This window comes from Saccharopolyspora sp. SCSIO 74807 (genome assembly GCF_037023755.1).
Classification (GTDB): domain Bacteria; phylum Actinomycetota; class Actinomycetes; order Mycobacteriales; family Pseudonocardiaceae; genus Saccharopolyspora_C; species Saccharopolyspora_C galaxeae.
In genome coordinates this window covers 967,286-993,705 of record NZ_CP146100.1, presented here as the reverse complement: position 1 = coordinate 993,705, position 26,420 = coordinate 967,286, and the positions used below count along the sequence as shown (strand labels likewise).

30 protein-coding genes are annotated in these 26,420 nt (G+C 67.6%); 11 read left to right on the top strand and 19 right to left on the bottom strand.

Annotation, left to right across the window (positions count from 1 at the left end; translation table 11 throughout):
* Positions 1–907 precede the first annotated feature (907 nt).
* The 14 genes from V1457_RS04330 to V1457_RS04265 all read right to left on the bottom strand — a co-directional run bounded on the left by V1457_RS04330 (position 908) and on the right by V1457_RS04265 (position 12,582).
* Complete coding sequence (locus tag V1457_RS04330) at positions 908–3,757, bottom strand: LysM peptidoglycan-binding domain-containing protein (RefSeq protein ID WP_338600525.1); 2,850 nt, start codon at positions 3,755–3,757, stop codon at positions 908–910.
* Positions 3,754–4,167, bottom strand: a complete 414-nt coding sequence (locus tag V1457_RS04325) for a hypothetical protein (protein ID WP_338600522.1) — start codon at positions 4,165–4,167, stop codon at positions 3,754–3,756. The genes V1457_RS04330 and V1457_RS04325 overlap by 4 nt, the downstream gene beginning before the upstream one ends.
* Positions 4,164–4,589: a TadE/TadG family type IV pilus assembly protein gene (locus tag V1457_RS04320; protein ID WP_338600519.1), complete on the bottom strand. Its 426-nt coding sequence runs from the start codon at positions 4,587–4,589 to the stop codon at positions 4,164–4,166. The genes V1457_RS04325 and V1457_RS04320 overlap by 4 nt, the downstream gene beginning before the upstream one ends.
* The gene (locus V1457_RS04315) at positions 4,586–4,993 is read right to left on the bottom strand and encodes a TadE/TadG family type IV pilus assembly protein (protein WP_338600516.1); all 408 of its coding nucleotides are present in this window, start codon (positions 4,991–4,993) and stop codon (positions 4,586–4,588) included. Before V1457_RS04315 ends, V1457_RS04320 begins: the two co-directional genes overlap by 4 nt.
* A 9-nt stretch (positions 4,994–5,002) precedes the next feature.
* Positions 5,003–5,245, bottom strand: coding sequence for a hypothetical protein (locus tag V1457_RS04310; protein ID WP_338600513.1), 243 nt, complete (start codon positions 5,243–5,245; stop codon positions 5,003–5,005).
* Between the two features lie 20 nt (positions 5,246–5,265).
* Positions 5,266–6,141 (bottom strand): type II secretion system F family protein, encoded by an 876-nt coding sequence (locus V1457_RS04305; protein ID WP_338600510.1) that lies wholly within the window; start codon positions 6,139–6,141, stop codon positions 5,266–5,268.
* Positions 6,138–6,983 carry a type II secretion system F family protein gene (locus V1457_RS04300; RefSeq protein WP_338600507.1) on the bottom strand — a complete coding sequence of 282 codons (846 nt, stop codon included), beginning with the start codon at positions 6,981–6,983 and terminating at the stop codon, positions 6,138–6,140. The genes V1457_RS04305 and V1457_RS04300 overlap by 4 nt, the downstream gene beginning before the upstream one ends.
* A gap of 6 nt (positions 6,984–6,989) precedes the next feature.
* Positions 6,990–8,321: a CpaF/VirB11 family protein gene (locus tag V1457_RS04295; protein ID WP_338600504.1), complete on the bottom strand. Its 1,332-nt coding sequence runs from the start codon at positions 8,319–8,321 to the stop codon at positions 6,990–6,992.
* On the bottom strand, positions 8,318–9,118 hold the full coding sequence (locus V1457_RS04290; RefSeq protein WP_338600501.1) for a hypothetical protein: 801 nt from the start codon (positions 9,116–9,118) through the stop codon (positions 8,318–8,320). Before V1457_RS04290 ends, V1457_RS04295 begins: the two co-directional genes overlap by 4 nt.
* A 27-nt stretch (positions 9,119–9,145) precedes the next feature.
* Positions 9,146–9,733 carry an SAF domain-containing protein gene (locus V1457_RS04285; protein ID WP_338600498.1) on the bottom strand — a complete coding sequence of 196 codons (588 nt, stop codon included), beginning with the start codon at positions 9,731–9,733 and terminating at the stop codon, positions 9,146–9,148.
* A gap of 148 nt (positions 9,734–9,881) precedes the next feature.
* Positions 9,882–10,718 (bottom strand): hypothetical protein, encoded by an 837-nt coding sequence (locus tag V1457_RS04280; RefSeq protein ID WP_338600495.1) that lies wholly within the window; start codon positions 10,716–10,718, stop codon positions 9,882–9,884.
* Positions 10,718–11,215 carry a hypothetical protein gene (locus V1457_RS04275; protein ID WP_338600492.1) on the bottom strand — a complete coding sequence of 166 codons (498 nt, stop codon included), beginning with the start codon at positions 11,213–11,215 and terminating at the stop codon, positions 10,718–10,720. Before V1457_RS04275 ends, V1457_RS04280 begins: the two co-directional genes overlap by 1 nt.
* Positions 11,216–11,250: 35 nt before the next feature.
* The gene (locus V1457_RS04270; RefSeq protein WP_338600489.1) at positions 11,251–11,853 is read right to left on the bottom strand and encodes a hypothetical protein; all 603 of its coding nucleotides are present in this window, start codon (positions 11,851–11,853) and stop codon (positions 11,251–11,253) included.
* A gap of 24 nt (positions 11,854–11,877) precedes the next feature.
* Entirely contained in the window at positions 11,878–12,582 is a 705-nt protein-coding gene (locus tag V1457_RS04265; protein ID WP_338600486.1) for a GGDEF domain-containing protein, read from the bottom strand.
* Between the two features lie 280 nt (positions 12,583–12,862).
* On the opposite strand from V1457_RS04265, the gene V1457_RS04260 reads away from it, so the two are divergent.
* Positions 12,863–13,300, top strand: coding sequence for an XRE family transcriptional regulator (locus tag V1457_RS04260; protein ID WP_338600483.1), 438 nt, complete (start codon positions 12,863–12,865; stop codon positions 13,298–13,300).
* Here the strand turns inward: V1457_RS04260 and V1457_RS04255 are convergent.
* Positions 13,291–14,427, bottom strand: coding sequence for an MAB_1171c family putative transporter (locus V1457_RS04255; RefSeq protein WP_338600480.1), 1,137 nt, complete (start codon positions 14,425–14,427; stop codon positions 13,291–13,293). The two genes, V1457_RS04260 and V1457_RS04255, sit on opposite strands and share 10 nt — an antisense overlap.
* On the bottom strand, positions 14,428–14,910 hold the full coding sequence (locus V1457_RS04250; RefSeq protein ID WP_338600478.1) for a hypothetical protein: 483 nt from the start codon (positions 14,908–14,910) through the stop codon (positions 14,428–14,430).
* Between the two features lie 162 nt (positions 14,911–15,072).
* On the opposite strand from V1457_RS04250, the gene V1457_RS04245 reads away from it, so the two are divergent.
* Both V1457_RS04245 and V1457_RS04240 read left to right on the top strand, forming a co-directional pair.
* Positions 15,073–16,260: an amidohydrolase family protein gene (locus V1457_RS04245; protein WP_338600475.1), complete on the top strand. Its 1,188-nt coding sequence runs from the start codon at positions 15,073–15,075 to the stop codon at positions 16,258–16,260.
* Between the two features lie 75 nt (positions 16,261–16,335).
* Positions 16,336–16,752 carry a hypothetical protein gene (locus tag V1457_RS04240; RefSeq protein WP_338600472.1) on the top strand — a complete coding sequence of 139 codons (417 nt, stop codon included), beginning with the start codon at positions 16,336–16,338 and terminating at the stop codon, positions 16,750–16,752.
* Between the two features lie 132 nt (positions 16,753–16,884).
* Here V1457_RS04240 and V1457_RS04235 read toward each other — a convergent pair whose 3' ends face one another.
* Positions 16,885–17,607, bottom strand: a complete 723-nt coding sequence (locus V1457_RS04235) for a haloacid dehalogenase-like hydrolase (RefSeq protein ID WP_338600469.1) — start codon at positions 17,605–17,607, stop codon at positions 16,885–16,887.
* A gap of 75 nt (positions 17,608–17,682) precedes the next feature.
* Here V1457_RS04235 and V1457_RS04230 point away from each other — a divergent pair, with 75 nt between their 5' ends.
* From V1457_RS04230 to wecB, 8 genes are all read left to right on the top strand, one after another.
* Positions 17,683–18,873: a helix-turn-helix transcriptional regulator gene (locus tag V1457_RS04230; RefSeq protein WP_338600466.1), complete on the top strand. Its 1,191-nt coding sequence runs from the start codon at positions 17,683–17,685 to the stop codon at positions 18,871–18,873.
* Positions 18,874–19,050: 177 nt separating this feature from the next.
* The gene (locus tag V1457_RS04225) at positions 19,051–20,232 is read left to right on the top strand and encodes a radical SAM protein (RefSeq protein ID WP_338600463.1); all 1,182 of its coding nucleotides are present in this window, start codon (positions 19,051–19,053) and stop codon (positions 20,230–20,232) included.
* An 11-nt stretch (positions 20,233–20,243) separates the two neighbouring features.
* A complete protein-coding gene (locus V1457_RS04220) occupies positions 20,244–20,789 on the top strand; it encodes a hypothetical protein (RefSeq protein ID WP_338600460.1) in 546 nt (181 codons plus the stop codon).
* A 166-nt stretch (positions 20,790–20,955) separates the two neighbouring features.
* Positions 20,956–21,579: a hypothetical protein gene (locus V1457_RS04215; RefSeq protein ID WP_338600457.1), complete on the top strand. Its 624-nt coding sequence runs from the start codon at positions 20,956–20,958 to the stop codon at positions 21,577–21,579.
* Positions 21,579–22,694 carry a hypothetical protein gene (locus V1457_RS04210; protein WP_338600454.1) on the top strand — a complete coding sequence of 372 codons (1,116 nt, stop codon included), beginning with the start codon at positions 21,579–21,581 and terminating at the stop codon, positions 22,692–22,694. Before V1457_RS04215 ends, V1457_RS04210 begins: the two co-directional genes overlap by 1 nt.
* Entirely contained in the window at positions 22,691–23,473 is a 783-nt protein-coding gene (locus V1457_RS04205; protein WP_338600451.1) for a sugar phosphate nucleotidyltransferase, read from the top strand. Before V1457_RS04210 ends, V1457_RS04205 begins: the two co-directional genes overlap by 4 nt.
* The gene (locus V1457_RS04200; RefSeq protein WP_338600448.1) at positions 23,470–24,120 is read left to right on the top strand and encodes an NUDIX domain-containing protein; all 651 of its coding nucleotides are present in this window, start codon (positions 23,470–23,472) and stop codon (positions 24,118–24,120) included. Before V1457_RS04205 ends, V1457_RS04200 begins: the two co-directional genes overlap by 4 nt.
* Positions 24,121–24,136: 16 nt before the next feature.
* Positions 24,137–25,201, top strand: a complete 1,065-nt coding sequence (gene wecB / locus V1457_RS04195) for a non-hydrolyzing UDP-N-acetylglucosamine 2-epimerase (protein ID WP_338600445.1) — start codon at positions 24,137–24,139, stop codon at positions 25,199–25,201.
* A 252-nt stretch (positions 25,202–25,453) separates the two neighbouring features.
* Here wecB and V1457_RS04190 read toward each other — a convergent pair whose 3' ends face one another.
* Together V1457_RS04190 and V1457_RS04185 are read right to left on the bottom strand one after the other, a co-directional pair.
* The gene (locus V1457_RS04190; protein ID WP_338600442.1) at positions 25,454–25,840 is read right to left on the bottom strand and encodes an RNase adapter RapZ; all 387 of its coding nucleotides are present in this window, start codon (positions 25,838–25,840) and stop codon (positions 25,454–25,456) included.
* Positions 25,837–26,406, bottom strand: a complete 570-nt coding sequence (locus V1457_RS04185) for a class I SAM-dependent methyltransferase (RefSeq protein ID WP_338600438.1) — start codon at positions 26,404–26,406, stop codon at positions 25,837–25,839. Before V1457_RS04185 ends, V1457_RS04190 begins: the two co-directional genes overlap by 4 nt.
* Between the last annotated feature and the right edge of the window lie 14 nt (positions 26,407–26,420).

The following is a 26,420-nucleotide window of genomic DNA, read 5'->3' as shown; positions in this document are numbered from 1 at the left end:
ACTCGGCGGCAGAGAAGGGGGTGTCCGACGCCTTACGCGCGGGTGCGCGTGCGCGGGAAGGCGGGAAGCTGCGGAAGTGAAGGACGCCCGCCTTGCCTGGCTCACCTTTGTGGCAGGCGCAAGGTGCGCGCGGATCGCTTGACGCCTGTTCGACTTATTGACAGAGATGCGCATCGTTGACTGATGGCGGAAGTACTGAACGTATCCAATTTGTCAACCCTACGAAGGATGTTGGTGTAGTGAAAATGATCAACAAATTGAATCGAACTGCTGGCGCTTGCACCTGCCGAGCGAGGAGCGAGGTGAATGAAGTGATCAACCGAGAACCGGCTAAAAGGAATCGATGGACAGAACCTTCGCAGGTGAAGTTCTGGTCTCTCCAATCAGAGCTCATTGGTGCACATGATTGCCCGCACTGTTTATTGTTCCGCTCCCTCATATTCCCTCCCAGTCGTCAACAAATTCCCGTGGGGTACCGAGGCTGGGTAGATTCAGGAAGGGCCAGCGGCGCGCTGACCTGCGACAACGTCGCGCGAGGGGGCTTCCTGCTTATCGGGTAGATGAGTGAGCGCATGAGTGGGCGCATGAGTAGGTAGATGAGTAGGCGCGCAGGTACCAGGGAGATGCTCTCGGTGGCGGCGCGGGAGAGCGTCAGGCAAGCCCATGGCGGGCCGGTGTCCGCGGTGGCGAAACCGTGAGGCTTCAGCTGCTGTCTTAGGCGTGGAGGGCGGGAGGGTGCGGCCCGCAGGAACTCGCGGTTCTCTGCGTTAGTGTGTCGACGTCAGGATACTAGTAGCAACCTGTTTCCGGGCATTGTCAGGAACCCCTCGGCTTCTCCCGCCGAGGGGATCCTTTGTCTGCTGGCCCCTCCGCCGGTACTGCCTGCGTTGGTGGGGCCGTTGAGGACTTACTGATCGCACTGCCGGGTTTTGGTGGGTGTGGGCGGTGTGGTTTGGAGCGTGCGGGCGAGAGTGAGGGTAGTGGCCTCGGGGCGTTCGCCGATGTTGGCGAGGGTGTGGGTGAGAAGGTGAAGGGTGCGAGGGATGGCATCGGTGTGTCCGAGTTGGGCCTGGGTTCGAATGATGTCGCGGTAGAGGTGTTCGTTTTCCGGGCTCAACGTTCTGGCGTGTTCGAGGAGTTGGAGCCGTCGTTGTGGATCGCTGGTCCGGTAGTGGTCGGCCAGCGTGGTGACGGCGTCGATGGTGGTGCGGTGGGTGGCTTCGCGGGGCGCGTCGAGCCAGAGCGTTGAGTGGCCGGCGGCGAGGTGACCGCGGTAGAGCGCGATGATGCGGGAGCAGGCGTCGAGCCGTTGTTGCTTGGGGGCCGCGCGGCGTTGGTCTTGCTCGGCCTGGTCGAACTGCCAGTAGTCGACGGTGACGAGGTTCGGGTTGAGGGTGACGGTCTCGTCGTCGTGGAGGACGAGGTCGTCGGCCCCTTCGTCGGTGGCGTCGGTGACGGTTTTGCGGAGTTGGGACAGCGCGGCGTAGAAGGCGTTGTAGGGCCGCGATCCCCGGGAGTCGGGCCAGAGCGCGTCGCGCATGGCTTCCCGGGAGGCCCCGCGGGGGTGCAGGGCGAGGAACACCAGCAGCGCTTTGTGTTTTGGGGCGAGCGCGGTGGTGAGGTCGTGGCTGGTGCCGTGGGAGGTGTGCCAGGTCAGCGTGGGCGGGCCGAACACCGCGAGATGCAGGGGGCGGTTCGAGCTTTCGGGATGGTCGGTGGCCGGGGCTGGCTCGGTGTCCGGAGCCTGATCGGCGCTGCCGGGCTCGTCGTGTTCGTCGTTGATCGGCGTGCTGTCCGGCAGCGTGGGGAGCTGAGCGTTTCCCGCGGGCGCGGTCGGGGCGTCGTGGTTGCCGGGTTCGGGGGAGACGGCGTGGTCCACGGCGGTGGGTTCAGCGGTGTCGTCGGTGTCGGTGAGCAGGTCGATCAGGTCGCGGGTATCGGTGGCGTTGAGGTGGAACATCCGGGTGCCGTTCAGCTCGTTCAGGGCGGGGCTGGTGGCGGTGACGAGGCCGTCGGCGCGCACACGCACCGTGGCGCCCGTGGGGTGGTCGCCGAGCAGGATGCCCGCAATCCCGCTCGGGGCCAGCGCGGTCGCCAGGTGCTGAGGGACGTGGTCGAGGCTGGCGACCAGCGCGATGTCCTGCCGTTGGTCGGTGTCGGACCGGTCGGCGAGCGTCGCGAGGGCTTCGTCGAGGTCGCCGGTGATGTGCAGCCGGGCCGAGGTGGGCGGGTCGTCGCCGATCAGGGCGCGGGCGTCGTGCTGGGGGATGAGCACGGCGGCGTGGGTGGTGCCGAGCAGGTGCACCAGCAGTGCGCGGGCGGTGGCTTCGGCGCCGGCTCCGGTAAGTCCCAGCCCGTGGAGCGCGGCGAGGTCGAGCGCGCGGGACCGGCCGTCGCCGACACCGACCTCCATGGCGAGTGCGGAGACCGCCTTCGCATGCGGCTGGGCTCCGGTGGTGTCGTTCTCGTCGGAGTGCACGGTGACCGGCTCGGCGAGGTCGGGTTCCTCGCCGGTCACGACGGCGCGGTCCTCGGCCAGCCGAAGGTGGCGCACCACCGGCGCGGGCTCGGGCGGCGGAGTGCGGTCACCGCTACCGGGGAGGTAGGTGCGCCGGCGTCGACGACGTTGCAGAACCATCCCGAGTGCGACCGCCACGGCCAGGCCGGCCGCAACCAGACCACCGGTCGGCAGCGTGATCGCAGGACCGACAGCCCCCTCAGCCTCAGTGCTGTTAGCGGTGTCCGGCGACGGCGGCTGCTGCTGCGGCGGCTGCGGGATGTCAGGCGCAGGCACGGCCGGTGCGGGAGACCGCTCGGTTTCGGCGTGGGCAGGTGGGATCGCGAGGCGCCAGCCAGGCATGAGGAAGCCGGGGCGTCGCAGGGTGCGGTCGGCGTCTTGGGTACGGCCACGGTTGAGGTCGAAGATCTCGCCCCACCGGTCGGGGTCGCCGAGGTGCTGCTGGGCGAGGCCCGAGAGGGTGTCGCCCTCGGTCACGGTGATCCACCGGACCCCGTCGGGCAGGGGAGCGGGCTCGATGCGCACGGCGTCGTCGGGCATCCGCAGCCAGTCCCCGGCACGGAGGAACTGCGGCTCGGGCGAGAGATGCGGGTTGAGATCGGTGATCTCGCCCCACCGATTCCCGTCACCGAGGTGGATTTTCGCAAGCTCCCACAGCGAATCGCCGCGGTGGGTGCGCAGCATGGGACCGGAGGCAGGCGGACCATCGTGGTGCCCGCCCGCCTCCGGTGCGGCACGCAGCGGTTCGGGAGCGCGTTGCGGGCCGCTGGGGTGGCGGGGAGCACTGGCCGCCACCGGATGTGCGGGGAGAGTCGAGGCGAGGCTGGGACCGGCCGTACCGACGAGGACGGTGCTGGTGACCAGCGCGGTGACCCAGCCACGGACACTGTGGGGACCGTGCTCGCGCAGGCGACGAGCGCCGAACCGCAGCACGGCCGCGGTGTCGGCGACCAGACACCAGATCATCGTTAGCCAGGTTCCCCAGAGCGCCAGCAGGCCACTCGCCAGCAGCAGCCCTTCCGTACCAAGGCTGAGGCGGCTTTCGTGGTACGTGGCCACTAGCCAGGCTTGGAAATCCGTGGGCGAGAACTCGCCGAGGAATCCGGACTGTAGTGGTGGCCAGGTGAGCTCGGGCCAGTCGAACCACCGGGTGCAGAGCACCAGCACCGTGGGCATCACGGTGACCAGTAGCAGGATGCCGAGCACGGCGGCCACGCGGCGAAGAACCGTCGAGATCATGGCGCGCGTCCCGGCGTGCTGGTGCCGATGCCGAGTTCGGCGTCCGCGCGCCCGGTGACCTCGTGGGTTGCCCCGAGCAGCCCGATGGCGGCGGGTTCGGAATGCGCCACGGTCACCTGCACGATGCGACCATCCAGGCGTATCTCGCCGCGGTGCCCGGTAGCGGTCAATGCGGCCTGCGCGGCGTTGCGGGCCTGTCCGGCGTCGAGCGTGATCTGAGCAGAGCGCGTGTCGAGAGCGGTCAGGGCCGCGCGGGCGGCCTCGGCCGCAACCGCGTCGGCGCGGGCCAGTGCGCGCATCCGGTCGGCCCCGTCGACCACCAATGCCAGCACCAGCAGCAGGCACGGCAGCAGCACGGCGACCAGCAAGGTGATCGACCCGCGTTCGCGCTCGTTCGGGTTGGTGGTCATGTGCGCTCCCGGTACGGGTCCAGGGGGCTGGCGAACTCGCTGGAAAGCCGCACACTGCCCGGCATCCCGGGCGTGAGGTCGGCCAGTGGCACAGTGCAGGAGGCGGTCACCGTCACGGTCGCGGTCTGGCCCGGTGCGGTGGTGAAGGCACCAGTGTCCACAGTGGTCTTCTGCTGGGTGCAGTGCAGGCCATATTGGTCGAGGGTGTGTTCGGTGGCGCGGTGCGCCGCCGCCTGGGCCGCCGGTGCGGTGCGGGCAAGGGTGGCGGCGCGGGCGGCTGCGGCGGTGGCGGTGTCCAGGCTCGCGTGCGCGGTCACGAGGCGTCCCGCGGCGACGACGACCGCCAGCACCAGCAGCACGACCGGTGTGAGCACGGCCAGTTCGATACTGGCCGAACCCCGCTCGCTTGCCGGGGATTTCATGGGGTGCCTCCCGGGGTGGTGAAGGCTTCGCGGGTAGCACTGGCGGCTTGGGTGAGGCGGAACTCCAGGCCGGGGATCGGCAGCACGCGGGGTGCGGTCGCGGAGACTTCGACGACGACGTCGCTGCTGGTGGCCGAGACCCTAGTGACGGGGTCGGTGGCGGCGCTGGGTGCGCGGTTGAGGAACTCGGCGGCGGCTCGCTGGCCGGATCCTGGGGTGGCGTGCAGGGTGCGGGCGGTTTGCAGGCCGGTGGCGGCGGCGTGCAGGCACAGGGTGCGGGTGTGCCACCACAATCCGGCCTGCACGACCGAGACCAGCAGTACCAGCGCGAGGCCGACGAGCACGGCGGTTTCCACGGTCTCCGAACCCCGCTCCGGACTGAGGTGTCTGGTGTGGACGGTCATGGGGTGTCCTTAGTGGATTTGGCCTTGGTATTTGTGCACGACGGCGGTGATCACTCCGGCCAGGCCGAGGGCGAGTCCGAGCACGAGCGCGGTGATCACGGCCTTTTCGACGGTTTCGGAACCGCGGTCGTCGACCGCGAGGCGTCGCGCGCGGTCTCGGGCGCAGGTGACGGTGTCGGCGAGTGCCCAGACCAGGGGCAGAACCAGGTACCAGGCGGCGTGGGTGAGGCGGGCGGGGGTGGTGCGTGGCATGGCCGGTGCCTTTCGACGGGTTAGGAGTTCAGGAGTGCGGCGGTGGTCGGGTACAGCAGCAGGCCGAGGAAGGCGAGCATGAGCAGTGCGACGGGGATGGTGAGTTTTTCGCTGCGTGCGTTCGCTGTGGTGGTGTCGTCGCTGAGGGCGGCTTGCCGTAGGGAGGTGGCTTTGGTGTGCAGGCTGGTGGCGATGGCGGCGCCGTCGGCGGCGGTGTCGGCGAGGTCGGCGACATCGACCAGTTCCGGCACCCGCAGCCGCGTGCCGAGGTCGCGCAGCGCGTCCCACGGGGTGTGCCCGAGGCGGTGCGCCCGAGTCACAGTGGCGCGGATGCGCACCAGCAGCGGGTGATCGCTGACCTCAGCGGCTTCCCGCAACGCCGGGGTAGCCGCGCGCCCCGCACTACGCTCCTGCGCGACGAGATCGAGATAGACCGCCAACACCCGCCGGTAGGCATCGCGGCGCTGCTTGGCGGCGTCGCGGACCTGGACATACGGCAGCATCCCGCCTGTTGCGGCGCCGGCGAGTGCGCACAGCACCGCAACTGCGGCCGGAAGCACTTCGGCGACGAAACCGAGTACCCCGAGCACGGCCCCGGCCGCGAGTCCCAGTGCGGCCGCGCGCAGGCGCCGGGCGAGGTACTGCTCGGGAGCGAGTTCCAGCAGATCCAGGTCCGCCTCGGGAAGCGCGAACCAGGGATGCTGCCCACGGCGGGCCAAGGCGGTGAGCCGGGCGACGACAGCACCGCCTGATCCCGCGGCAGGGCCCGGTGCGGTGCGGGTGGCGTGGTGGAGCGCGGCGACGAGATCGAGCCTGCCTGCCGGAACGGTGGCAACGAGGCCGGTGGCGAGTCCGGTACCGGCCAGCAAGCCGAGCACGATTCCGAGCGTGATCATGCCTTGCCCCTTTCCCCGGTGATGAGGTAGCGCTGGATGGCTGGTGGGGTGGTGATGCGGTGCATCCATGCGATCGATCCGGCCCCGAGCGCGGCGATCACGACCAGCGCGGCTTGCCCGGTCGCGGTGGAAAACGGGGCCAGGTAGTGCCCGGCGAAGGCCACCAGCCCGCCGAGCATGACCACGGTGATGGCGATCAGGCAGCGCACGGTGGTGCGGGGTTTGGCTCGGTCGGCCTCGACCTGGCGTCGGGCGGCGACCTCCCGGGCCTGCGCGTCGGCGTGGTGGTGCAGGAGGTCCGCCAGGCCGCGGCCGCCTGCGCGCAGCCGCAGCAGCAGGGCGAGCACGACCGCGTCGACAGCGGGATCGGCGAGTTCGTCGGCGAAGGCACGTAGCGCCGCCTCGGTGCCGTCGGTGCGGAGCTGGTCAGCGAGGCGCTGCACGGGTCCCGTCAAGGGCTCGGGCGCGGTGGCCGCAGAGCGTGTGATCGCCTGCGAGAGCCCTCCGGCACCGGAGGAGAGCAGGTCTCCGAGCCGTCGGGTCCAGGTCGCCAGGGCTTCGGCGCGGGCGATGGCTTCTTTGGCCGCGGTCGGAGCGAGCACGCGCGGCAAGCCCACGGTGGCGGCGGTGACGATCACCGTGGCCACGGGCCATCCGGTCGCCCACCACGCGCCCGCACCCAATACCAGCCCGTTAGCGCCGAGCCGCAGCCACCGCGGGGACCACCGTGCCAGCCGCAGCGATCGATGCTGCGGAACCCCGGTGCGTCCCATCCGGACGAGCAACACCGCAACAGCTAGTGCCAGGCCGCACGCACCGGCGGCGAGCAGATCCGGGGTCATCGGTACTCACCACCCCACGCCGGTGGGCAGGTCGAACACGCCCGGATCAAGTCCGGCTACGGTCAACCGCTCCAGCAGCGTCGGGCTCGGCGGACCGATCGGGGTCGGCTGTCGCTGCCCGGCAGCGGTGGCGAACAGCGGGGTGAGATCCGGGGTGTCGGCATCGCCGACCGGTCCGACTTCCACGATCTCCCCGACGGTGCGGTACCGGCCGTCCGGTTGGTCGTGGCGCGCGACGTGCACGATCACGTCCAGTGCCGACGCGGTCCACCGGTGCGCGGCTCCGATCGGCAACGGCGGGTCGGCCAGCTGTCCGAGCGCGGCGATCCGGTCCGGCACTGCCCGCGCGCTGGTGGCGTGCAGGGTGCCCATGCCTCCGGCCGCACCGTTGCCCAACGCCCGCAGCAGCGCGGTGATCTCCCCGGCACGGACCTCGCCGACGACCACGCGCGAGGGCGAGTGCCGCAGGGCTTGTTTGAGCAGGTCGTCCAGGGTGATCGCTCCGGTGCCTTCGGCTCCGGCGGTGCGCGATTCCAGCGCGGTCACCAGCGGGTGCCGCGCGTGGTCGAGGTGCAGGCCAAGTTCGTAGTCGTCCTCGACGGTGACCACGTGCTCGGCGGCGGGAATCTCTTGGCACAGTGCCCGCAGCAGGGTGGTTTTCCCGGCATAGGGTCCGCCGGTGATCAGCAGGTTAAGCCCGGCCGCGACCGCGGCGGACAGGAACTCCTGCAGCCGCGTGTCGAGGGTGCCGTTCGCGCGCAGATCGCCCAGAGTTGCGTGGGCGAGCCGGTGTCTGCGGATCGCCACCCGTGGCCGGTCGCAGAGTTCGCGCACCGCCGCCACCCGCGCACCCAGCGGACCACCGGCCGCGATACGCACGTTCGCGATCGGATGCGCCGGGGAGAACTCCCGCGACGTGCGCCCGGCACGGGCGAACATCTCCCCGAGCAGATCCAGCAACGCTTCGTCGGAGTCGGCCACCGGATGCGGCCACCGCGTCGTGGTGCCCTCGGCGGTCTCCACGAGCACGTGGTCGTAGCCGTGTATGTGGATGTTCTCGATCCGCTCGCGATCCAGCAGGGCCGCGAGGCCGCCGAGCCCCGCGAGGGCGCCGTGCACAGCACGGATCAGGCGACGCTCGACGGCCTCGGACACGGGCGGGCGTCCGGCGGCGGCGCGGTCGGCCGTCCAAGCGGACACCTCGTCGGACACGACCGCCTGCTCATCGTGCTCGCGCGCGTCGAGCCGGGCTGCGGAGCGTTTCCGGATTGTGTCGACCGTGGCCGGGTCGGGAATGGGGTCGCCGTCGTCGAACCACGGCAGGACTGGTCGGTTCATTCGGCAACACCTGCCTGTGTGCTGTCGAGTCCGCGGGTGCCGCGAATGGGGGAGTGAGCTTGAGCGTGCAGGGCGCGCGCGGTGCGGCGGGTGGCTTTCCACAATGGGCGGCGTGCCAGGCCGAACGGTTCGGTCGCGCCGTCGGCGAACACGCGAGCGCTGGAGGCGTCATCGGGCAGGGCAAGCCCGCGAGGCAGATCAAGCGCACGGGCGGTATCGGCGGCGCCGGGCGAGTCCGCGGCCAAGACCGCCAGCTGGACGTGCTCGAATCGGTCGAACAGGTACCGCGCCAGGTCAGCGCTGCCCGAGCAGGACCGCAGGCTCGGCCGCACCGCCAGCAACACTCGATCCGCGACGTTCAGCAGGGGCCAGGGTGTGTGCGGGCACCACCGGCCAGCGTCCACCAGCACATCCGGGCCTGCGTTGGTGAGATCGCGTAGGGCGCTGGCCAGCCGCGCCCACCCCTCGGAGCCGATCGCGATCGCCTGCTCGGCGTGCAGGACCCCGGGCAGGACTCGGATGTGCCGGGCGTTGGGAACCTGTGCGGTGTGGCTGGCCAAGCCTTCGGCGGGCACCGAGGTCATGCGCCGGGTGCTGGCGGCGAAGGTCACCACCCCTGTCTCGGTCGTGATACGCCCGTCGACCCACCAGCGCGACAGCCAGCCCGGCACCAGCGAACCGCGGACCGGATCGGCATCCACGGCCAGCACCGGACCGGGCCAGGCGGTGGTCAACGCCGCCACCGTCGTACTTGCGCCCGGCGCGCCGAGCGCACTGATCATCGTCGTGATCGCCATGCCAGAACTCCTTTCAGAAAGCGGGATTCAGTGCGGTGGACCGAGCAGGCTCACTTGGGCACCACTCACGGCCGCTTGGGCAGCGGCGGACGCGGTGTCCTCGGGCACGAGCAGGTCGACGGTGATCGCCCCGTCGGCATCGGGTGGGGAACTGCGCACGACGCGAGCGATGAACTCCGTGCTGTGCGCGCCGGTCGGTGCCCCGGGGCTCGCTGCCGTGCTGGTGTCTTCGGGAGCGGGGCGCACGGCGACCGGGTCGTTGGGCACCAGCCCGCGGGCCGGGAATCGGCCCGGTTCAAGCCGCAGCCCGATCACCTGCTGCCCGGGACCGGGGATCGCCTGTCGGGTCAGATCACTGTGGGACAGCAGGGTCCCGGCTTTCAGGTTGTGCCCGGCGACCAACCCCTCGATCTGACCGCGCTCGGCATTCGGGACGGCGAATACGCCGACTGGGGCGGGAAGTTCTGCTTGCCGCACATCATGTCCGGAAATCGGCTGGCCCCAAGCGACATCGCGGGCCAGCACCAGCATCGGCTCACGATCAGCGACCTGGGCGATAAGTGCGGTGTTGCCGCCGGCTGCGCCGACGACGAGCACCACGGCAGTGCCCCACATCCACCAGCGCCGTTTCCGCGGCACTCGCGGTGTTGACGGTTCTCGCGACGTGGGGCCGCTGGAAGTGCGTGGCGTGTCTGTTGTGGACATAGGTCTCCCCAAAGAAGAAAGGAAAACGAAGAAAAATGAAGAACAGTGGTGTGGTGTGTTAGCCGGTGGTGAGGGCTTGGGCCTCAGCCACCGCAAGGTCCGCATCGGCCCGGGAAGTCATGGGCGGCAAGATGCCGCCGGTCGGTGCGGTGCCGTCGAACCCGCGCCAGGACACCTGCCAGGTGATCGCCCAACGGGCCTGGACCTGCTCGCCAGGCCGGTGCGCCGAGGAGTGGGTGAACACGACATCGCAATCCGGGGAAGCCGCGTGCAGCCCGAATGACCGGTCGTACGGGGTGCCCGGACCGGCGCAGGACGCCGCTGGTTGTCCGGTACCCGGGGCCAGGCTCAAGGTGCGTGGTGTGGCGGTGACTTCGGCCCACACCGGCCCGGCCTGCACCCGCCGCTGGACGGGATGCCACCCGGCGGGTTCGGTCCAAAACCAGGTGTGCTCACCGACCACCGTGGCCGCGCGCCCGTCCGGCAACCGCAGATCCGGCGAATGCCGCGGAACCGGCAGCGGCAACCGCAACTCCTCGGCCGCCTGCCCGGCCAGCACACCGGGTGAGCGCGCCGCGGGTTCGGTGAAGTCGGGGAAGCGGAATTCCGGCAGGACCGAAAACCACTCCGGCACACCGCCTCCTGGAGACGACCAGCTCAGCCCCAACGGCGGCCCCGGGACACCGCCACCGGCCCCGCCCGACTCCGCCGAACCCGGGTCTTCCGGGGATGAGGGCTTCCCTCCGGCCACGGCGCCGAGGTCAATCGAGGGCGTGCCGTAGTAGCCCTGCGCATCACCGGGAACCACCGCGACGCCGTCGGCGAAGGCAGGCACCGGAACCAGCATTCCCACGGTGAGCCCAGCCAGCACGGGCAGCACGCTGCGCGTTCGCATCAGCAGCTCCCGCCTGGGTAGTCGATGCGCGCCATGCGCCATTCCCCGTCCGTGCCGCGGTGCAGCGTGCCGGAGACCGGGTTGCGGGCCAGGCCGACCGTGCGGGGCTGGCCCGAGGCGTCGGCTTGTCCGGAGTGGCTGGCGTCCTGGCAATCGGTCACCACCGCCCGCTCACCCTCGATCCGTACGTCGCTGATCCGAGGCTGGATCTGGCCGTAGAGCGTGATCCCGCGGGAACGTTGCTGGGCGAGATTGCCGAGCATCGTGCTCGCCAACGGGTCGGCAGCGACACGGGCCAGCTCAGGCTGCTGCTGTTCGGCCGGATAATGCGGCACAGCCTGCGAGACCCGCCAAAACCGCTCGTAGCTCGCGGAGACCCGGGCCTGCTGGCCGCCGCGATGCGGCTGCGCTTGCGGAGGCGCATCGATCGCGGGCTGCTCCGGTCGCGCCGACGGTGCCGGGTTCGCGCACGCGGACGAGATTCCCGCAGTCAGCACCAACCCAGCAGCGATGAGACAGCGTCGAAATCGGGCTACACCAAAGGAATCCACGCTCCTAACAGCAGCCCTGGTCCGGCTGCGATCCGCATTCTTGGATCGCGGAGCCCGATCAGCCACGCCAGCCCAGCAAAAGCTCCGAGCACCAGGTGTGAGGCGATCAGTCCCGTGAGGACGGTCAGCCAACCGTGCCAGGCCCAGAACGGGGCCAGGGCGGCCAGCAGGAGCGTGTCGCCGAACCCGACCTCGCCCGGCATCGCCCACTGCACCAACAATCCCCACGCCAGCACCACCAGCGCCGCCGCGATCAATCGACCCAGCAGCTCGGGCCGCACCACCGCGAACACCGCCAGCCCGCCGATCGCCAAGATCGTCAGCCACGGGTGCGGCAGCCGGTGATGACAGGCGTCGATCAACCCCAGCACCGCACCGATCACCGCCAGCCACCACCACGCCGCCCACGCCGGGTCCGCTCCGAACCGCGCGTGCACCGCCGCCGACAGCATCGCCATCCCTGCGCCGATCAGCGCCGGTGTCCACGCCGGCCAGGTGGGAAACCACGGCATCAGCCCTACGGTCACCAGCGGAGCCGCCACCAGGCCGCACAGCATCGTGCTCGTGTCCAAGATTGCGTTCACCGCGCACGTTCACCTCCTCGCGGCTCATCGCGCTGCTCCCAGCACCGCAGCCGCCGCAAAGCCCTTACGGGAGCGGGGAGTCGGCGCCGCGCCGACTTCGCCGCTGCGGTGGGGTTTGTGCGCATAGGATGCTGCGTCGGCGCACCGCAACAGCTCCCATCGCCCGGTCTCGTGCGGCAATTCACGGGCGTGCGCGAAACCCACCGAGGCAGCGACGGGCACTGATCGTCCGTGCGGCAATGCGACCGGCTCTTCCATCAATGCCGCGAATCGCGCTAGGTCGGTGTCTTCGTCGAGATCGCGCACAAGGACCCCGAACTCGTCCCCGCCGAGGCGAGTCACCACCGGCTCACGCGCGGCGAAGGCTTCCTCCAACCGCCGCGCCACCGCGCGCAGCACCGCGTCTCCGGCCAAATGTCCATGCCGGTCGTTGACCTGCTTGAACTGATCGAGGTCGACCCAGACCACCGCGGTGCGCTCCGGCTCTGCTGTGAGCCGGGCATCGACGAGCGACTCCCACGCCGCTCGTAGCGGCACTTCGGCCACGGTGTCCCACGCCTGCTTACTCACGCATGTGAGCTGCCGTTCGAGCTCGGCGATGTAGATCCTCAGCGAGGCGAGATGCCGTTGTTCGCGCGCTTTATGGGCTTCAAAGGCGTAGCTGCAGATGCCGACCCAGGCGAGCGAGCACGTACCTGTCGCCAGCATCGCTGTGGCTTTCCACTGCATAGCGATTCCTTTCAGAGCATCGTCGAGCCCGGTACGGCAGCCGGATCGCTGGATCGGTCTGCCTCGATGGCGGCGCCCTCCTGCCGAACGGGTGCGCCGAGATGCCGAGCGTGGACGCTTCCTCAGATCATCTTACTATAGTGAGCTAATGACAGAGTAAGCCCACTATGTCGGGCTATCAACCCGGTATGTGGTGTCGAGTAGCCAGGTGACCCGATATACTGAGATCGCTACGGAGCGAGGCGGTACCTGCACGGTGCCGCACAGCTGAGGAGGACGGATGCGCAGGGACGATGCCGCTGAGCACGGGCAGTCCGTGTTCGTGGCACGGTTGCGCAGGCTTTTCGACGAGATCACCTACGTCGACGAGGCGGGCAGGCGGCGACGGTTCTCGAACCAGTACGTCGGGGACGGAACCGGCTTGTCGAGAAGCTACATCGACGGGTTGCGCAACGGTCGCAACACCAACCCGGGCCTGAACGTCCTCACCGCGCTCGCGCAGTTCTTCAATGAACACCGCAGCCCGGATACGCCGTCGATCACGGTGAGCTTCCTCGCCGGCGACGACAGCGGCGCGTCCGGCGAGAACGCCTCGCTACGGGAACAGCTCGCCGACCGCGATGTGCGCGCCATCGCCATGCGTGCCGGGGAGGCCAGCCCACGGACACGGCGGCAGATCCTGAAGATGCTCGACGCTCTGGAATCCGATCAGGAGTGACCGGACGGTGCACGGCCTCGACGAGGCAGGCTCTGCGAGAGTTCGACGAGCCATCGGATGTCGCCGTCCATGCCCGCGCCGTGGACGCCTTGCGGGATCGGGGTGGCGATCGGGCCACCGACGGCTTCGCTGCCGTCCTGGCGGGCTTCGGCACGCGCGCGCAATGCTTCGCGCACCTGCTCCGCGTGAGTATCCGTTGAGAGAGTCCCGGCCGGTGTTCGCACCGGGTAGTACGGGGCGAGCATGAGCAGCCCGTCCCGGATTTCGCAGGCCCGGCGGTAGCGGCGAGCGTGAATGCTCCAGGGGCGTACCGCGCCGATCGGACGGCGCAGGGTCTGGTCCGGGAACGCCTCGTGCATTTGCTTCCACAGTGGACGCAGAGCCCGGAACTCCCGCCAGTGCCGCCACCACAGCGGGATCGCAGCGGCCATGCTCGTCACGATGGGCAAGGTGAGTCCGATCGCCAGCCCAGGGATCGCCACGAGGATGACGACGATGTAAGCGCGGCGAAGCACTGCAAGCGCAGCACTGTCGGGGCCGAGCGCGACACCGACCAGGGTCATGGTTGCGGACAGGAGATTGGCCAGCACTGCCGCGGCCAAGCCCACGGTCAGGATCCGCAGCCCGATCCGAAGATGACGCTGCTGGACCCGGCGAGAACGCCGCACGGCGTGCGGCAGAGACGCCAACAGCGGATACAGCAGCGCGAGCACCGACACGAACTGGAACAGCGCACCGTGGACGCTGCCCTCACCTGAGACCCGCACCGACGACGGCGCGGTCGCCCAGGCCAGGCACTCCAGCAGCAGGAGGACCGCCACGATGGCACGGTGCCGTCGCATTTCCTGGTTGGCGCTGTAGCGCCCGTGCGTGCTGTACACGAAAAACGCCAGGAAGGAAAAGAACGCCAAATTCATGCCGAGGTTGCGCAGCAAGTTCGGCGTGCCGAGCACCAGGTTGTCCAGCCAACCTTCGATCGGTGCGCGTCCGACCGTGAAAGCCAGCGCCGCAGCAGCGAGGCCACCTGCAACCGTGCGCAGCAGCCGATCATCCGGTGCTCGCACGAGCTGAAAAGCCTTCACAGCAGTCGCCACCCACAACAGCACGGTGAGCGCAACCATCAGCATTTAGCGCCAGCCCTGATGATGCGACAAGCTCTGGCTGATCCGCGCCACCTCGGGTTCCTCGGTGCTCTCCGGTGGAGCGGTCAGCACGGAACCCCACTCTTGAATGATCGTGGCGTGCAGCTCGGCCTCACGCTCGAACCGGCTCTCGTAGCAGGACCGGCGTCGCCTCGCCACATCGTCGCCACCCTCGTCCCAGTCGAGTCCGGCAGGCGGGTTCTGCCGAATCGCCGACGTCGCGGTATCAACCACGCCCGTATCGCTGGGGTGATCACCCAGCAGGTGGCCCAGCTCATGCAGAATGATGTGATCTTGGTGCCAGCGGACGCTCTCCTGCTGAAAGAAGATCGCATCCCGATTGCGCAGCTTGAACCACAACCCGAACGGGCCCGGCACTTCGATCGGATACTCGTACAACTCGATAGGCCGCCCACGGGCCACACCGAGACGACGGCACAAATCCCGCACATCCAGCGGTGTGGTCACCTCAAGATCACGCAACAGGCGGCGGCACTCACGGCGAAGCTGCCATTCCCGGACTACTCCAAAAGGGGTAACCATAGGACCTCCTTCCGGCGAGTGTAGAGGCACCAGCGCCTAGTGCAAGAACATTGCGATCACGTCCTCCAGTAGCGGTACGGTCCGTGCGTGCAGCAGATCCTGACCGCGCCCCAACTGCTGATCGGTCCCCGCGAACAACAGTTCGCCCCAGGCGCGCTACTCATCGAAGACGACACCATTGCCGCGGTCGGCACCGTGCCCGAGATTGAGTACCGCGTCTCCAGCACAGCAAGGCGCCGCGACTATCCCAACGGCACGATCCTGCCTGGGTTGATCAATTGCCATGTGCACCTGGCCTTCGACGGAAGCTCCGACCCCGCCGGTACCCTCAAGTCCACTGAGGACCCCGACCTGATCAACGACATGGGTCGCCGTGCTCGCCAGCACCTGAAATCCGGCGTCACCACAGTCCGCGACCTCGGCGATCGCCGCGGGCTGATCACCGAGTTGCGCCACGCCATCGAGCACGGCGCGGTCGCAGGCCCGCGCATCCTCGCCGCGTGTTCTCCGCTCACTCCGCCAGGAGGCCACTGCTGGTTCCTCGGCGGCGAAGTCGCCACAGATACCGACATCCGCGACCAAGTACGCCACAACGCGGAACACGGCGCCGACCTAATCAAAGTCATGGGCACCGGCGGACAGATGACCCCGGACGGCCCAGGAATGCGCGACACGCAGTTCTCCCCAGTACAACTGCACCTCATTGTCGACACAGCACGCGCAGCCGGCCTCCCGACAGCGATCCACGCTTACACCGCCGACACCATCGCCGCCGCCGTCGAAGCCAGGTTCAGCACCATCGAGCACTGCACCTTCCTCGGCCAAAACGGAGCACCGGACCTCCGCGACACCGTCGCCGAAAACATGGCCACCTCCGGCATCGCCGCCTCACCCGCACTACCCACCGGATGGCGCCAGATGTGGGACATGCTCGGAGAACAACGCGCCGAATCCATCGCCCACCGACTCCGATGGCTCGCCAACCACGGCGTGCCCCTGCTCTTCGGCAGCGACGCCGGAGTCCCCATCTCTCAGCACGGCGACCCAGTCAGCACCCTCGAACTCTACGAACACATCGGCTTCTCGAACGCCGCCATCCTCGAACTCGCGACAACCACCAGCGCACACCACATCGGCCTCGGCGACACCACCGGCACGCTACGCCCCGGACTCGCCGCCGACATCCTCGTCACCAACGGAAACCCACTCCACGACCTGCAGGCGCTACGCGACCTCCAAAGCACCATCCGAGCAGGCAAAGACGTGCCTACCTGACGGTATGCGGAGCGCTCTGAGGTGTCGGCAGTGCCGTAAGCATGACTTTGTCGCCAGGTGATCAAAGGAGCAGGAATGAGATGGTTCCGTCGAGAACGACCCTCGCGCCACGAGGCGAAGACAAATACTGCGACGCCGCTGCCGCGACAGACGCCACAGGAAATGCTGGATGATTGGCTGCGATCGCTAACCCTTCTCGGCGAAGGAAAAAGCCTAGAAGACACGTTCGCTCTGATCGCTGAGGTCAACCACAGCGGGACACACCGCGTACCGATCCGCACCCCACTTCCGGAAGACGACGCGCGCGCCCTAAACGACATTCTTGCCTGGTACCACACAGCGCGTGATCGGCAAGCCAAGATCAACCTGTTGGTCGAAAGCCTCCTGATCAGGTGGCTGGCCGAGGCCACCGGCCACACCTGGAGTGAGGTCGTGCAGGACCTGGCGAAGTACATCAACACGGCGATGCCACCCGAATCAAAGCCCGAGTAGGCCGTCGGCGTGCACCAACCGTTGCAAGATGTGCTCTCCAGTCTTGACTGCCGACCACCAAACACGCCGCCGGGTTCGCGAGTCGATCTATGCGAAACAAGCTCGGCTAGCCCGAGCGACTGGGCGTTTTCATTACGCAGAAGCACTGGTGCGCATGCGCTTCAGAGCCTGATGGACTACCGCCTGATTCAATGCTACGAGAACAGTAGAAGCTCCGGCGCTGCGGAGGTCGTCGGTGGAGTATTTGCCGGAGGCGACGGCAATGCTCTGCGCCCCTGCCGTGAGAGCGGCCTCGATGTCGCTCGGGGTATCTCCGACGATCACGACATTGCCGATGGGGAGTGTGGTGCCGCGGTGTTGCTCAGCACGGGCGCGGGCGATGGTGACGAGTTCGGCTCGCTCGCGATGATCGTCTCCGTAGGCGCCAATGGCGAGGTCGAGGTAGGGCTCGAGGCCGAAAGCTTCGATCTTGGTCCGGGCTACCGCGGTGGTGTTCCCGGTCAGCACGCTTTGGTGGAGTCCGGGGTCAGCGGCGAAGGCTTCGAGGGCTTCCAACGCTCCTGGTAGAACTCGGCCCTGTTGGGCGAGTTCGTCGGTGGCAGCTCGGTAGCCGTCGGCGAGTGCGGCGGCGACGTCGTTGATGGCCTGCTCGGTCGGCTCGATGTCGTGGTGTTCGAGGGTGTCGTGGATGATGTCGAGCTCGGTGCGGCCGTGCACTGTTGCCAGCTGGCGTAGGTGGTGTCCGGTGGCCTTGGGGAAAATGCGTTCGTAGATCGTCCGGCCCATGCCGCGGCTCTCGATCAACGTGTGGTCGATATCCCAGAGCAGCAAGAGTGTTCGATCATTGGCTAGCATAAAAGCCAGTGTTGCAGGTGATCGCTGCCGTAGCATCCACCTCGCAGATCCGGCCTGGTCGAAGGGCTGACAGCAGTGACGGACGAACTGGTCCACGACGTTGGTGAGCGGGTGCGGTTCCATCGGCTCGCAGCACGGAAGACGCAGCCGGTGGTCGCCGGACTTGCCGGGATTACGGGCGATTACCTGTATCAGATCGAGCGCGGCAAGAAGGTCCCCACGCTGAAGGTTCTCGTTGCGCTTGCTGCCGCCCTCGGGGTTCCACCATCTGTCTTGATCGACGAGGGTTCGGGTTCAGCAGCGCGACCGGCCCGGGGTTTCGCTGGCGTCGATCTGCATCGTGCGATGAGTCTTCCGGTGCCAGACATTGAGGAGTCGATGCCTCTGGCGGATTTGCGAACACAGATCGACGGTGCGTGGCGACTCTGGCAGTGCTCGCCGAGGCGCTACAGCCAGGTTCCGAGCGTTCTCGGTGACCTCGTCGTTGAGGCTGAGCGAGCGCTCCGTGTTTCAGATGCAGCGGGTGAGGCGGTGCAACGGGCGGTGGCGGATCTGTATGGCCTCGTTCGGACGGTCGCCAAGCGCACCGGTCGAGTCGATCTCGCAGTCCTGGCTGCGGATCGGTCATGCAAGGCGGCTGAAGCCAGCGGCGATCAACTCCGGGCCGGAACGGCGCAGTGGAACACGGCGCACGCTGCTATGGCCGGTGACCACGTGGATGTGGCCGAAGAGATCGCAATGACCGCCGCTGAGCGGATGCGCGTGCAGTCCGGACCGGACGCTGCCGCCGTGCACGGATCGCTGCTACTCCTCGCAGCAGTAGCTGCGGCGCGACGACGGGACCCCTGGGTTGCTCGCGATCGCATCCGAGCAGTCGCGCCTGTCGCTTATAAGACCGGTGAGCGCAACACGCTGTGGACGGCTTTCGGCCCGACCAACGTCGCCATGCACGCGGTCAGCGTCGAAATCGAGACCGGCGAGATCGGCCAGGCGGCACAGCTCGCCGACGAGGTCGAGCATGAACGTTCACCGTCGATCGAGCGCCGCGTCGCATTCCTGCTCGAGCAGGCGCATTCGTATCAACAGCTCCGTGATCACGCTGGCTCCCTGATCCTCCTGCAGTCGGCGGGAAGAGAAGCACCCGAAGATGTCGCTCATCGGCCGCTCGCGCACGAGTTGATGCGCAGCGTCGTACAGCGCGCGCCGCGGACCACCGCTCGGGAGGCGGTGCGCCTCGCCAAGCGGCTCGGTGTTCCAGTGGGCTGATACCGGTCCGGGAGACAACCCGGACTGACAGCTCGGGTTGTCGGCCCGTCGCCGCCGTAGCTTCTCCACGTGGCCCGGAGCCAGGATGCAGTGCTTCCACCCGCATTACCCCCGCTCTGCTCGGGTGCGGGGCACATCCTGGCTCGGGGTCACTTCCACCGTGCTGGAGGGAGAACGATGGCCTCGCAAACGCCCGCCCATGTCGTCGCGATGCAAGGTCCTGACCCGGCTCAGTCGAGTCGCGTGTGGACACCGATCGTCGACCAACATGCGACCTGGATCGCGGTCAATCCGATCCAGGGCTGCCCGAAAGCCTGCACGTACTGCTTCCTCAACGAGCGTGGGCAGACAGCGGTCCGTCCACGTCACCTGACCTCGTCGGAAGCGACTGCGGATCTGCTGGTGAACTCGTCGTTCTACGCAGCATCGCGACCGGTGGCGCTCTACACCTGGACCGATGTCATGGCGTTGCCGGCGTCGCGCGCACACCTGGCCGAGCTGCTGGAGAACCTGGTCGCGCGGCAACTGCTGAACCCGATCGTGCTGATCACGAAATGCCGCGTTCCTGATGAGACGGTCGAGCTCATCGATTCCGTCCGGCGACGGGGCCTCACAGTGCTGGTGTATGTGAGTTACTCAGGGTTGGGACCGGACATCGAGCGAGGTATTCGCCATGAGGAGGTCGCCGAGAACTTCCCCCGCCTGGCAGATCGGAATATCCCGATCGTGCACTACTGGCGTCCCAGCTTCCCGTCCTCGGCCGACGAAAGCACGATGCAGCGGGTTCTGGAACACGCCGCACGCTACGCGCGCTGCACAGTGGCTGTGGGGTTGAAGGTCGAGCCGGCCGCCCTTACCCGTTTGTCGCAGCTCTGGCCGGAGCTGGCGACCACGCCTGCGGCAACCGAGGCCGAAGGCGTCTACCCCCGGACGTTTTGGCGGTTCATCCACCGCACCTGGCGCTATCGGCCGGGGTATCCGGTGTTCCACACGAACTCGTGCGCGCTCGCCTTCGTGTTGGGGCGCCCGGATTCCTTCGGAGTGTTCGGTTCCGAGGTCTGCCGGATGCGCAACGTCTGTCCGGTCGGGCAGCGGTACCGGTGTACAGCAGCCGACGCCGAACGTCGGGCGCCGACCGACACCGAGGTGCGCGACGTGCTGGCGCGGCGCGGACTCACCGAGGTGCCGTACAGCTTCGACGCCGATGGTCGTGAGCTGATTCTGGACGCTGCGGTCGAGACGAACTTGGTGGCGGCGCTTACGCACGATCTCGGGATCCCGGTTCGTGCACAGCGTCATCACGAGGATGCCTACTGGAGCAGCGGGACTGCGGGGGCCGTGCCCGTGATCATCGAATGAGTGCATCTTTGTTGAGCGCGAACCTGCCTGAAGTGCTCGCCGAGGTTCGACGGCTGCGCCGACGCTTCGCGCCTACTGCCGAAGCCTGGGGTCCGTGTACAGCCGCAGTCGAACTCCAAGTCCAGATCGGCCACCTCGCTCTGTGCGTCCTCCGGCGGCATGGCACTGACGTGTCCGCGCTGGAGGACCCGGATCGTCCGCTCGACAATCTCGGCGATGAGCTGGCCGACGTCGTGCTCGCAGCGTTGAGCGTCGCAGTGTTGGCCGGTACCGAGCCCGGTCCGATTGCGCGCCCCGCGGCTGCGACGCACGAGACGGAAGCGCTACTACGGCTGCTGGTGTCCGCAGGAGCACTATCTGAGGTGGCCTTGGTCGATCAGCAGTTCCGGCATTGCCCGCCCGGCGCGCTTCCGTCGTTACCGGAGGTCGCCGCGGCCGTGATCGCGTCCTGCGAGGATCTCGCGGACCGATGGGGACTCGATCTGTTCGCCGAGTTTCGCTCGATGATCGTCGACGCGGATGCCTTCCTCGACACCCACGGCGGCACCGATGACTGAATCCGCACCTGGTGAGTTCAGCACGCACACCCGGGTCGGCGACCACGTCATCAAACGGCTCCACTCCCACCACCCGGCAGGAGCTCGATTTCTTGCGGCAGCGTCAGGTGCCGGAGTCCTGGGACTGCGGTCGTACCTCGACACCCTCCGGCGCGCGGAAGTCGCCTTGCCCGACGAGTTGACCGTCTCGGACGCGCAGCCGTTGACCATCCGGCACCGGTGGGTGCCCGACCCCACCTTGGTCACGGCGGTGTCCTCACAGACCGCGACGTTCACATCGAATGTTGTCCAAATAGGACAATGGATCGAAAGGTTGGCGGATACCGACGCCCGGCTCGACGCCAACCTCGCGAACTTCTGCTCGACCAGTGGGGGACCTGTCCTGATCGATGTCCTCCCGCCGCTGATCCCCAGCGTGCGCCCTGAACCTCGGAACCTGTTCGAGGAGCTTTTCGCAGCGCTGTGCTTCGACACCGCCACAACTCTCGACGCCCTGGCCGGGTACGCGCTGAGGATCATCCTGCGGGCCGCTGGACCGGCCGCGGCGGCAAACCTCGTACACCGCACGCGCGATACGGTAAGGCGCGGGAGGGCCAGCACTTTCCCAGCCCGTTGGTTCGATGCCCGCCGCACCCTCGCGACCCGGGCAGCGCACGGTGAGGTCGATACCGACCTCGTCCACGAGTTTTTCGCGTTCACCTCCGTCCTGCGATTCCGGCAGCTCACCGAGCGCGGACGGCACGCGCAGATCGAGTACGTCGAACAACGCATGCAGGAGCTCGACCTGTGATGACACTGAAGCCTTCAACGACCTGGACTTGCCACACCGGTGACGTCGCTTTCACTCTCACCAGCCCATCCGCGCGGGCGGACGCACAGCGGCGCTATCTCGACGACTACCTCCCCGGCCCAGTCGGCGACCAGAACCTCGGTGCGTTCGGGATGACGCTGCATTTCAGCGATGCTGCCTTTGCCCGCATCATCCGGAAGGTCAGCCAGCTACCCACCTCCCGGCGCATCGAGTCGGTTCCCGGGGTTTTCCTGCTGGAGAAGTCCGATGGCGATGCGCGCTGCTACAGCGTCGACACCGACCGGCTCGAACACGAACCCGGTAGCTGGGCGGTTCGCGTGCAGGACCGCGGCATCGACCTCTACGTACGCCACACGGCGCGCAAGCCGTACAGTCACGCACTCCGCCTGATGCGCGAAGCGATGCTGCGCTCGTACGAAGACCACGGTGGTGTGATCGTCCATGCGGCCGGAGCAAGTATTCGCGGGGACGGCGTGATGATCTGTGGTCCCCGGGCTGTCGGGAAGACGACCTTGCTAACCTGCCTGACCCGCTGCACCGGAAGCTCTGTTCTCTCCAACGACCGGCTCATCCTCATGCCCGGGCAGCGATTGATCGCCGTCCCGCTTCCGGTCCCGATCGGCAAAGGCACGATCGATGCGGTTCCGGAGCTGGAAAAAGCAGCGCCGATCTTGTCGAGGCCGCAGCGAGCGGTCGACGGGCTACCCGCAACCTTCGGGAGCGCTGAGAAGGCAGAGTTCAGCCCGCGCGAGTTCGCCGCGGCGCTCGGCGCCTCACTCGCCGGACGATCACGGCTGCGCACGATCCTCACTCCGCGCCTTACCGACGACAGCACGCCGGCTCGGGTCCGCGAACTCGACGTTGATGAAACGCGACGAACTCTCACCGAAAACTGCTTCACACCACACGACGAGTTCTGGCGCCATCCTTGGTTGGTGCCGCGCCGCACCACCGACGCTGATCTCCGCCGAGGCGCCGCGCAGGCCATCGACGAGCTCGCTGGGCAGGTTCCCTGCTACGAGATTCGCTTCGGAGTCCGCAACCCTTTGACCGAGCTCGACACGCTGCTGCGCGAGGTGGTCGCATCCCGATGAACACGTTTCCCGCTGTTGTCACCGCAGCTGGTGCTGCCACCCGATTCCATCCCTTCGCCCGCACCGTGCCGAAGGAAATGCTGCCGCTCGGCCAGACACCGGCGGTCGGGCACGTGATCTGGGAATGTCTCCAGGCTGGCGCTTCTGAAGTGATCGTCGTGACCCGCCCGGGAGATGACATCATCCCGGCGCATGTGCGCGGACTCCGGGACACGGGAGCTTCGGTGTCCTGCGTCGAGGAAGACCTCGCTCACGGCTACGGCAACGGCACCCCGCTGCTGACCCTGCGCGACCGACTCAGCGCCTGCGAGACCTTCGCCGTCGCCTTCGGCGATGACGTGCTGCTCGGCGAGCCATCACCAGGCGCCAACCTCGCTGCCATGCACCGACGCATCAGTTCCGGCATACAGGCCGTGATCGCGGCCCAAGAAATCGCCCGGAGCCGGACGCGGTCGTTCGGCATCATCGACACCGACCCTGAGCACCCCCAGCGCGTCGTGTCGATCCGGCAGCGTCCCGAACCCGACACCGTGAGCGAGCCCCTCGCCGTCGTCTCGCGCCTGATGCTGCGCCCGTCGATCATGGACCTGCTCGCTCCGACCGACCTCGCTCACGGTGAAGTCGATCTAGGGATCGCAACCAGCCACCTCGCCGCCGAAACGCCTGTCGACGTACACCGAATCAACGGACAGTGGGTCACCGTCGGCGACCCTCCGCACTACGCCGAAGCCATGAACACCTACCACCGACTGCACCCGGCTGGAGACGAACACTCGTGACACTGATCGACATCTTCAACGATCGCTACGAGCACCTCCGCACCGAGGACAAAAAGGAAGCCCACCGTAGAGGTCTCTGGCACCGTACCTTCTCCGCGCTCGCACTCAACCCCGCACAGCGGCGCATCCTCCTGCAGAAGAAGACGCCCGGCCGGTACTCCTTCGACCGGCCCGACTACGCCGACATCACCGTCGGAGGCCACTACCACGCGGGGGAGGACATCCCTGATGGGATCCGCGAAGTGCACGAGGAACTCGGCCTGCCGGTGACCTATGCGGATCTGCATCCGATCGGGCTGCGCCAGACCGCGGTGACCCTTGCTTCCGACTATGTCGAGCGCGAGTTTCAGCACTGGCACCTACTGCCGCTCGAGGTAGACCTGGAGCAGATCCCGTTGGCGGACGCCGAAGTGTCCGGCCTTGCCGACATCGACCTGGACGAGGCGATCGCCTTGGCCGCCGACGACCGCGACAGCGTGCCCGCGCGCTACCTCAGCCGCTCAACCGACGGGCTGCACCACATTGAAGGCGCACTGACACGCAGCGAGCTCGTCCCCAACTACCTCGCGCTCGATCAGCTCTACCTGCGCCTGTTCGTCGCCGCCCAGCGCTATATCAGCGGCGAACGTACCCACCTGTTCTGGTAGAAGCCGAGGTCGCCGAATGCGTGTCGCCATCGTGGCCGGCACCCGCCCGGAATTCATCAAGCTCGCCCCTGTGCGCGCACTGCTCGGTCAGGACGCGCGGATCATCCACACCGGACAGCACTACAGCGCAGGACTGACTGGTCGGGTCGGCCCCGATCTGGTGCTGGATCACGACCCCGGAACATCTGTCGGCGGGAAGCTCGGCTCGTGGACCAGCGCACTCGACCGTACGTTTCGCGAATACCAGCCCGACGCTGTGCTGGTGCAGGGCGACACCACCTCGGCACTGGCCGGAGCCCTCGCCGCCAACACCACCCGCACCCCGCTCGTGCACATCGAGGCAGGTCTACGCAGTCGCGACCGCTCGATGCCCGAGGAACACAACCGGATTCTGATCGACCACCTCGCTGACCTGTGCTGCGCACCCAGCGAGCAAGCACGCGACAACCTTCGTGCTGAGCGCATCTCGGCTAGCCGGATCGAGACCACGGGAAACACCATCGTCGAAGCCGTCGAAGCCGCCCTTCCCGCCAGCTACCAGCAGGAGGCAATACTGGATCAGCTCGGTCTCACCCCCGATCAGTACATCCTCACGACGATCCACCGGCCCGAGAATGCCGACGACGCTGACAGACTGGCGACGATCTTCGGGGAACTGGCCAAGCTGCCCATAGAGGTCGTCGTCCCACTTCACCCCAGGACCCAGCAGCAGATCGAACCGGTAAGCATCGCCGGGTATACGGCCAACTTCCGTATCACCGGACCGCTCAACTATCCCGCACTGCTCACGGTGATCCAAAACTCCGCGGCCGTCGTCTCAGACTCAGGCGGAATCCAGGAAGAGATCACCGTGCTCAAGCGCCCCATCGTCGTCGTCCGCCGCAGCAATGAGCGACCGGAGATCGAGTCCACCTTCGGCACTCGGGTTCCCGTCGGGTCGGAACTCCGCACTGCTACGGCGAACTGCTTGGCCGACGTCAGTCGGCTCCATGCTCGTCTGGCCGCGCTGCCGTCCCCTTACGGCGACGGCAGCGCGGCTGTACAGATCGTCCGTGCGATGCGCGGAAGGTTTGACTCGTAGGATCTTCTACATGCAAGACATCGCCGCCCGCGTCACCCGTTACCTGCCGCGGTAACCGGACTCGGCACGATGAGGGACAGCGTCGCCGTTGCCTCCGAAGCTTGAACGACACGATCTGCGCGTCACTTCCGGGGATCCTCGCCATCTTTGATCTGTCGACGCGGCATTTCTCACCTGCGAGGAGGGGCAACCGTTGCTCGCGGCGGTGGTCGACGGACGCGACTGCCCCATGCTGCGGCTGGCGTTTTGGCCTCACCGTGATCCCCGTACGAAGGACAGGTGCTGGACGTGGGCGGGACTTCCGGCCCGTTGGAAGGCGTTGGCCAGACGGAGAGCGACCGCGACGCTGCGGTCATGGCCGCCCTGGCAGCCGAAAGCGACGGTGACCAGTGGTTCGCCACGAGTTTCAGCTGCCGCGACTGTGGGGCCGAGGACGTCGAGCAGTGCTTCAAACCAGACGGCGACGCCGCGTTGCGCAAAGATCCAGTCTTGGACCGGGGCGTCGAGGCCGGATAGGTCGCGGAATTCGTTGCAGTGCCAGGGATTCGGTATCCAGCGCACGTCGACGGTCAGGTTCGTCTCCGGTGCAGGGGTGCGGGCGTAGCCGAAGGTCAGTACGTGCAGGAGCGGGTTGTTCATCGGGTTCCTTCCACGATCATCACTCCGGTGCAGGCTGGGTAGCTGCATTTCCCGTGGCAGGGCAGGAGCTGGGTGCGGAGTTCGGTGAATCCGAGGTCGGCGAGCCGGTCTTGCCAGTGGCCGGGGGTGTGGTCCCAGCGTGGGATGTCGAAGGACGGGTAGCCGGGGGCGAGGTGGGAGAACACGAGCCGTCCGCCGGGTTGCAGCCGCGTGGTGATCAGGGGGAGGAGCTGGTCGGGGTCGGTGAACCAGATCGCGCCGAATCGGGAGTAGATGGCGTCGATTGAGCTCCCGGCTTGCTGGGTGAGGTAGTCCAGCGCGGTGGCGTGGAGAAATTCGGCAGTGCCGCCATGGGCGTAGGTACAAACGCCGGCGCGCCACTCAGCTTCGTGGTCGATGCCGATCCCGTGCGTGTGGTGGGTGCGGCTGAGGTAGGCGAGCTGGGTTCCTCGTCCGCATCCGAGGTCGAGCACCGTGTTGCCGGGACGGAGGCGGAGGAGGCGTTCGTCGGGTCCGTGGTCGGGCCGGTGGGTCCAGCAGAACCGGTCGGGCAGTGTTTCGGTCACGGCAACTCCGTTCT